Source organism: Alkalicoccobacillus porphyridii (genome assembly GCF_007293315.1).
In the GTDB taxonomy this organism is placed as follows: Bacteria; Bacillota; Bacilli; order Bacillales; family Bacillaceae_D; genus Alkalicoccobacillus; species Alkalicoccobacillus porphyridii.
In genome coordinates this window covers 66,963-74,309 of record NZ_VLXZ01000016.1, presented here as the reverse complement: position 1 = coordinate 74,309, position 7,347 = coordinate 66,963, and the positions used below count along the sequence as shown (strand labels likewise).

Genomic DNA, 7,347 nt, shown 5'->3' with positions numbered 1-7,347 from the left:
AGCGGAAACGAATCTGGAAACATTAGTATTGATGTCAGCAACCTGCTTTAATATGAATGACTGAACGGAAGCTGAAAGAAATAGGGAGGTGACCAGAGATGAATGATATCACGCAAATTTTAAGTGATGTGCTTAATGAGAGCGGGAACGAATCTGGAAACATTAGTATTGATGTTAGCAACCTGCTTTAAGTAATTAGAAGATGGGAGACCCCATTTAAATAGGAACATTGTGTGTGGAAGCGATCGGTTTCATACAGGTTGATGCAGTAGCCGGGGTGATTTTAACTCCGGCTACAGTTATTTCTCGTGGTTATATACATAATTTAAGAGTAATGGAGGTGAGAGAGATGATGAGGTTGTTTGCATATTTAAAGCCATTTCGGATCCAGATCGTGTGGGTCATGGTGTTAACATTCTTACAGGCTTTAGCGCAGTTAGTGCTGCCGACATTGATGGCGAGAATTGTAGATGTAGGTATTGTGGAAGGGGATAGTGCATTTATCCTGCAAACGGGCGGATGGATGTTAGTTGTTTCCGCTGTAGGTGTGGTGTTCTCGATACTTGGCGTTTTTTATGCTTCAAAGGTGTCGGCGGGATTTGGACAAAGAGTGCGTGATCGGGTCTTTGCTCATGTGGAAAGTTTGTCGGTTCAGGACTTTGACCAGTTAGGAACAGCATCGTTAGTCACACGGACAACAAATGACATCATGAAAGTGCAACAAATCGTGACCATGTTGTTGCGAGTGATGTTAATGGCACCGCTTATGTTTGTTGGAGCTGTGACGCTGGCGTTACTCATTGATCCCGTACTTTCTATGTGGCTGATTGCGCCACTTCCAATCATCGTTGGAGCTGTGTTCTTGATCTCCAAAAAGGCGGTCCCGCTGTTTAAATCATTACAACAAAAAAACGACCGGCTGACACTTGTCTTGCGGGAAGGGCTGACAGGACTTCGGACGATTCGTGCATTCAATCGAGTGAAACAGGAGCAAGTCCGTTTTAACAAGATGAATGTGGATGTGACTGATACAGCGATGAATGCAAACAAGCTCATGGTCTCGCTCACACCAATTATGATGTTTGTCTTAAATTTCTCGTTGATTTTTCTCATTTGGTTCGGGGCATTTCGGATTGAGGGTGGTTCACTCATGGTTGGTGAATTGATGGCTTTTATTCAGTATGCCATGCAAATGATGTTTGCTGTGACAATCGCTTCCGTCATGATTGTGGCTATCCCTCGTGCGGCTGTTTCAGCGAATAGAATTCTTGAAGTACTAGATATCGTTTCTGAAAGCCAAGGAACTAGAGAGACGTGGCATACCGAAGCAGGAAAAGGGCAACTAGAATTTCGACACGTATCATTTCGATATCCAGGAGCGGAAAAGCAAGTGATTCAGTCTATTTCTTTTACGGCCAAGCCTGGAGAAACAACAGCCATCGTTGGAGGGACAGGCGCGGGGAAAACGACTTTAATTCAGCTCATTCCTCGTTTATTTGAGGCTGATGCTGGTTCCATACTCTTAGATGGTGTAGATATTCGTGATATACCGAATGAGCATGTGCGAGCACAAATAGGGTACGTGCCTCAACAGTCCTTTCTCTTTAAAGGGACGATTGCCGAAAATATTCGTCATGGTTATGAATCAGCTACAGATGAGGAAGTCCAACATGCAGCTAGCGTAGCGCAAGCCACGGAGTTTATCTCTAAGATGAAGGACGGATTTGATACTACTATAGCTCAGCAAGGAGCTAATGTCTCTGGCGGGCAACGTCAGCGTTTAGCAATTGCTCGCGCGCTAGTGAGAAAACCGGGTCTGTATTTGTTTGATGATAGTTTTTCTGCCCTCGATTTTCATACTCATAATCTGCTCCGCCAAGCCCTTCAAAAGGAGATTACAGCCGCCACCGTCATCATTACCACACAACGAGTGGAATTGATCGAACAGGCAGATCAAATTGTCGTCTTGTCTGAGGGAGAAGTTGCAGGTATTGGTTCACATGAGGAACTGCTTGAGTACTGCACGGTGTATCAAGAGATGGTTGCATCTAAGCAAGCAGAGGAGGAAACAGCATGAGTAAGAAACAACAAACACCTCCTCCGAAAAAGAGCGAAACACAAAAACCAAAAGACATAAAAGGTAGTATTCTGAGACTCCTTCGCTACGTAGGGGCCTTCAGATGGCGCTTGGTTATCCTAAGTGTTGCAGCGATCATTGGCACAACCTTTACTATTTTGAGTCCAAAAATTCTTGGGTTAGCGGTTACAGAGTTGTTTCAAGGCGTTACGGGAGAGGGCATTAACTTCTTTCTTGTCTTGCAAATTTTACTTGTACTCGGTGGGCTCTATCTAGTTAGTGGATATTTCAGCTACATCCAAGAATACGTCATGGTAGGGATCGCACAGAAGGTCTCACGAGTGATGCGACGAGAAATGAATGAAAAACTCTCACGGTTACCCCTTCATTTCTTTGATACAAGGACAAGGGGAGATGTATTAAGCCGTGCCATCAATGACTTAGAAAAGGTTAGTGGTACCTTGCAACAGAGCTTGACGCAATTAATCACATCACTGATAACGATGATTGGGGTTACCATTATGATGTTAACGATTAGCCCCTTATTAACGCTTATCACGATGTTTATTGTGCCATTAAGCCTTTTGATTACAAAGAAAGTGGTGGCTCGGTCACAGAACTACTTTGTTAAGCAGCAACAAGTCCTTGGGATTCTAAACGGTCATGTTGAAGAAATGTATGCAGGCCACCAAGTCATTAAGGCATATGGAAGAGAAGGGAAATCTGTTGACCATTTTAAGAAGATAAATGGGGTGCTATATGACTCGGGGTGGCGCGCGCAATTTATATCAGGTCTGATCATGCCATTTTTAAGCTTTGTCGGAAATCTTATATACGTGTTAGTCTGTGTGATCGGAGCGATCTTTGTGGCAGGAGGCAGGATGGCGATTGGTGACATTCAGGCATTTATTATGTATGTACGGCTTTTCTCTCAACCGATTCAGAAAGTAGCAAATATCACGAATGTGGTTCAATCAACCGTTGCTGCAGCCGAGCGAATCTTTGAGATTCTTGATGAGCCAGAGGAGAAGGCGGAATCGAATGTCTTGCCTTATCATGCTCATACGAAAGGAAACATAACATTTGAAAACGTGTCTTTTGCTTATCAAAAAGACCAACCATTGCTTCAAGATGTCAATATAAAGGTGAAGCAAGGACAGAAAGTAGCGATTGTTGGGCCAACTGGTGCTGGAAAGTCAACATTAATGAATTTGTTGCTTCGTTTTTATGACGTGGATCAAGGCCAAATAACAATAGACGGAACTGACATTCAGCAAATGAGACGGGAAGATGTGCGCGCGCAATTTGGTCTTGTCCTGCAAGATCCTTGGCTCTTAAGTTCCACTGTTAAAGCAAATATTGCTTATGGACATGAAGGAGCGACAGAAGACGAGATCGTGCAAGCGGCTCGTGCTGCTCATGCTGACCACTTTATTCGAACGCTGCCTCATGGATATGAGACCATCTTGAATGAATCGGGATCCAATATATCTCAAGGGCAAAAACAGCTGCTGACCATTGCCCGTGCGTTGCTTTCTAATCCATCCATTCTTGTGCTCGATGAAGCAACAGCAAATGTTGATTCTAGGACGGAGTATCAGATCCAAGAAGCATTGGCGCATTTAATGAAAGGACGCACAAGTTTTATCATTGCTCACCGGCTCTCAACCATTCGGAATGCCGATCTGATCCTTGTCATGGATCAAGGAAAAATCGTGGCTCAAGGGAGCCATGATGAACTTCTGGCTAACGGAGGGTTTTACGCAAATCTTCATCAACAACATGCATAATATCCATTTTCGTGAAAAGGTGAATGATCGTCTTTTCACGAACGATGCCACAAAAAAAGCGCCCCAGAGTCAATCCCGGGGCGCTTTTCATGATGTGAATTTTTATGAAGCAGGTGGATCCTCTGATGTTGATGTTGTGTCGGAGCTATCCGTTGATTTCTTGACTTCGTTAGTTAACTCGTCAATGGACGAGCGGACATTTCCTTTACCTGAGAAATTCTCGATTAATTCTTTCATATCAATTCCAGAGGAGGCTTTTAGAGAATGTTGTAGGGTACTCATCAAGTCTGTGGCATAACCTGTGACTTTATTGGCTCCGCTATTCTCGCCGTTTCCACCTGTATCAACTACTGTGATTTGATCGATATTAGAAAGTGGTGCTGCTACTTCTTTTGCATAGTCAGGAAGCATATTCACAATCATATCAAGCATTGCGGCCTGACCGTATTTTTCGAAAGCGTCGGCAATTTTCTCTTTTGCTTCAGCTTCTGCGAGACCTTTTAGACGAATAACCTCGGCTTCAGCTTCCCCTTGTGCGCGATTCGCTTCAGCGTGTGCTAAACCATCTACACGTACTTTCTCTGCATCGGCTTTTGCCATAGCTTCGACACGATACTTATCAGCATCAGCTTCGGCTAACTGCTTGCTTTTAGATGCTTCAGCTGCTTGCTCCACAGCATAACGGTCTGCATCGGCTTTTTTCTTAACTTCTGAATCGTATTGACGTTCACGTCTAGCAATCTCTTTTTCTTCTAGCTCAATTTGCTTTTGACGCTCGATAATTTGAATTTGCATTTGCTGCTCAGTAACTTCCTGCTTGGAGCGGGCTTCTTGCAAGTGGTAGGATTGGTCAGCAAGTGCCTTGGCTTTTTCTTGCTCTGAACGATACTCTGCTACTTTTAGCTGATTATCCTTCTCTGCCTCGGCAATTTCTGTTGCGCGTTCAATTTCAGAACGTTGGGCTAGCTTGTTTGCTTCTGCTTGCTTAATACGTGTTTCCATTTGTGCATCTGCAGTTGCGATGTCAGCATCACGTTTTACTTGGGCGATTCTTGGTTTACCTAAGGATTCTAAGTATCCGTTTGTATCACGAAGGTCTTTAATGGTAAAGGAGACGATCACAAGTCCCATTTTCGCCAAATCCTGTGATGCAACCTTTTGTACCTCCTGTGAAAAACGTTCTCTGTTCTTATAAATTTCTTCTACGGTCATTGAACCAAGAATGGAACGTAGGTGACCCTCGAGTACTTCTTTGGCCTCTTGTTCTCTGTCATCACGTGATTTACCTAAAAACTGCTCAGCAGCTGTGGCAATTTCGCTAATGGATCCACCAATTTTAATAATAGCTGTACCATCTGCGATAACAGGTACACCTTGCTCGGTATAAACCTCTGGGGTTTGAACATCCAGTTTACTTGAAAGTAGGCTTAATGGCTTCGCCTGTTGGAAGATCGGTAGAACAAACGTACCGCCACCACGGACAATTTTAATGCGATTTCCTGCCCCATCAATGTTTACATTTTTTCCACCTAGATAACTACCCGTAACAATAAGTGCTTCATCGGGTCCAGCTGTGCGATATTTTGTAATGAATACACCAATAAGTGCAATAACGATAGCTGCTACTGCAGCGATAACTAATAGGGTTCCAGTAAGTTCAAAGTTCAAATAAGTTCCTCCTCAGAATTAAAGTCTAAATTCATCCTCTTTCACAGATACATACGCTACGCCTTCTTTGATATCAATGACAAGAATGTCTTTTCCATAGGGAATGTCTGCTCCATCAAAGCATTTAGCGGTTTTTGATATATTCCCCCCTGAATCGTGCAAAATCACTTCTCCAAAGCCATCTCGAGGAATGGACACAATCACCTGTCCCGTTCTGCCAATTAAATCATCTTCTGTGTAGGCATTTGATTCTTCAGCATTAGATAATGGGATGAGAACAAATATATTTAATAATAAAACCAGCAACAGAGAGATAAGCGAAGAGGTGATCAGAATCAGCACACTATTGATGGAGGTTAAGGTTTCAAACAAATATCCTCCTGCGCTCAAAAACGTCACAAAAGAAAGAATGAGAGTAGGATTTAACCAGCCATCAGGAATAAAATCAAATAGTCCATCTAAAATGTCGCTAAGTAAGATATAACATAGTGTTAAAATCCCACCTGCAATGAGCCCGTATAAGTATAGTTGCTCCATGCCTTCCATGCAGATTCCCCCTTACGTTGTGAAAGACTAAAACAGTGATGCTCCCACTATTTCCATATTATCACTCCTTCCTATTTTTAGAAATGATGAATGTCTAGGTCTTATGACTGAATATACGGAACGTAAGGAGGGTAGGTTCCACATTTTATTTTTTCTTTAAATGATTGACCTCAAAAAGCAAAAAACCAAACCTAATCAGCGCGATACCAAGAGCGGGAGCCCGATACCCAGAAAGAAGCTCCGCATACCAAGAAGAACGAGCGCGTAACCAAGAGCGGGAGCGGGTTACCCAGAAAGAAGCTCGGCATAGCAAGAAGAGCGAGCACGTAACCAAGAGCGGGAGCGGGTTACCCAGAAAGAAGCTCGGCATAGCAAGAAGAGCGAGCACGTAACCAAGAGCGGGAGCGGGTTACCCAGAAAGAAGCTCCGTATATCAAGAAGAACGAGCGCAGTACCAAGAGACGTAGCTCGATACCCAGAAAGAAGCTCCGCATACCAAGAAGACGAGCGCGGTACCAAGGGCGGAAGCCCGATACCCAGAAAGAAGCTCCGCATACCAAGAAGAACGAGCACATAACCAAGAGCGGGAGCCCGATACCCAGAAAGAAGCTCCACATACCAAGAAGGACGAGCAGGTAACCAAGAGCCTGAGCCTGATACCCAGAAAGAAGCTCCGCATACCAAGAAGAGCGAGCGTATTACCAAAAGCCGAAGCCCGATATCCAGAAAGAAGCTCCGCATAGCAAGAAGAGCGAGCGCAGTACCAAGAGCCGTAGCGGGTTACCCAGAAAGAAGCCCCGCATACAAAGAAGAGCGAGCGCGTAACCAAGAGCGTGAGCCCGATACCCAGAAAGAAGCTCCGCATAGCAAGAAGAACGAGCGCAGTACCAAGAGCCGAAGCCCGATACCCAGAAAGAAGCCCCGCATACCAATAAGAACGAGCGCAAAACCAACAAAATCAACAACACCCCGCACCAACAAAGGTACGGGGTACTATGTTTTCCGTTCATTCGCTATCTTTACTCACTAATAGCCTGAACTCTTCCAACCTGCCCATCAGTCAGTCTAACTTTTATTCCGTGCGGGTGAGATGCTGAATTTGTTAGAATATCCTTAACAGTGCCCTCCGTACGTTTGCCTGTTCGTTGATCTTGCTTCAGTACGATTTCAACCTTTAATCCAGGCTTAATGTTTACGCGTTTCTTACCATCCATCTTGGTATCACTCATTTCATTTGGTGTGTATACCGATTTATTGTACACGATA

General features: G+C 44.1%; 5 protein-coding genes. 2 read left to right on the top strand and 3 right to left on the bottom strand.

Going from position 1 to position 7,347, the window contains the following annotated elements:
- The first annotated feature begins 235 nt into the window (after positions 1-235).
- Positions 236-2,077, top strand: coding sequence for an ABC transporter ATP-binding protein (locus FN960_RS18770; protein ID WP_306461631.1), 1,842 nt, complete (start codon positions 236-238; stop codon positions 2,075-2,077).
- Entirely contained in the window at positions 2,074-3,867 is a 1,794-nt protein-coding gene (locus FN960_RS18765; RefSeq protein ID WP_143850405.1) for an ABC transporter ATP-binding protein, read from the top strand. The genes FN960_RS18770 and FN960_RS18765 overlap by 4 nt, the downstream gene beginning before the upstream one ends.
- A 102-nt stretch (positions 3,868-3,969) precedes the next feature.
- Here the strand turns inward: FN960_RS18765 and floT are convergent, their stop codons facing one another.
- From floT to FN960_RS18750, 3 genes are all read right to left on the bottom strand, one after another.
- On the bottom strand, positions 3,970-5,502 hold the full coding sequence (floT, locus tag FN960_RS18760; RefSeq protein WP_438799904.1) for a flotillin lipid rafts scaffold protein FloT: 1,533 nt from the start codon (positions 5,500-5,502) through the stop codon (positions 3,970-3,972).
- A gap of 51 nt (positions 5,503-5,553) precedes the next feature.
- Entirely contained in the window at positions 5,554-6,081 is a 528-nt protein-coding gene (locus FN960_RS18755) for an NfeD family membrane protein (protein WP_143850403.1), read from the bottom strand.
- Positions 6,082-7,100: 1,019 nt separating this feature from the next.
- Complete coding sequence (locus tag FN960_RS18750) at positions 7,101-7,295, bottom strand: YwbE family protein (protein ID WP_143850402.1); 195 nt, start codon at positions 7,293-7,295, stop codon at positions 7,101-7,103.
- Between the last annotated feature and the right edge of the window lie 52 nt (positions 7,296-7,347).

Bases quoted from the DNA above. Each gene is read 5' to 3' on its own strand.
- FN960_RS18765 (WP_143850405.1), top strand. From the start codon at position 2,074: ATGAGTAAGAAACAACAAACACCTCCTCCGAAAAAGAGCGAAACACAA.
- FN960_RS18755 (WP_143850403.1), bottom strand. From the start codon at position 6,081: ATGGAAGGCATGGAGCAACTATACTTATACGGGCTCATTGCAGGTGGG.
- FN960_RS18750 (WP_143850402.1), bottom strand. From the start codon at position 7,295: ATGGATGGTAAGAAACGCGTAAACATTAAGCCTGGATTAAAGGTTGAA.